We start from the raw sequence: 605 nt of genomic DNA, 5'->3' as shown, positions 1-605 counted from the left end.
CCCAAGGCAGAGGAGGCGTAACAGCCCTGCCGACAAGGAAACATCATTAATCATCATTTAAATCAAAAAGAACAATTATGGCTGTATCAATAGCTGATATACAGAAACTCCGCAAGATGACCGGCGCAGGTCTTTCTGACTGCAAGAAAGCGCTCAACGACGCTGAGGGAGATTTCGACAAGGCAGTAGAGAAAATCCGTGAGAAAGGTCAGGCTATCGCCGCAAAGCGCAGCGACCGCGAGACTTCAAACGGTTGTGTTCTCGTCAAGTCAGAGAACGGCTTCTCGGCAATAGTAGCCTTGAAGTGCGAGACAGACTTCGTGGCCAACGGCGCAGACTATATCAAACTGACGCAGGACATCCTCGATGCCGCTGTTGCCGCAAAGGCCAAGAACATCGAAGAGGTGCTCGAGCTGACACTCGCCGACGGCACAAAGGTGCAGGAGGCCGTTATCGCACGCTCTGGTATCACCGGTGAGAAGATGGAACTTGACGGCTACAACTTCATTGAGGGCGACAACGTGTCTGTATACGACCACATGAACAAGCACTTGCTTTGCACCATGGTTCAGACCAACAAACCCGCAGAGGAGCAGGCTCACGCC

General features: G+C 52.2%; 1 protein-coding gene. It reads left to right on the top strand.

The annotated features are described in order from the left end of the window. Nucleotides 1-77: 77 nt before the first annotated feature. Nucleotides 78-605: translation elongation factor Ts (gene tsf / locus MoGM_RS00025; RefSeq protein ID WP_104368232.1), on the top strand; the 528-nt coding region annotated here is incomplete at its 3' end.

Source organism: Prevotella sp. MGM1 (assembly GCF_002933775.1).
Classification (GTDB): Bacteria; Bacteroidota; Bacteroidia; order Bacteroidales; family Bacteroidaceae; genus Prevotella.
Note: the sequence above shows the minus strand (reverse complement) of the source record. Positions and strands in the feature narration are given on the sequence as shown.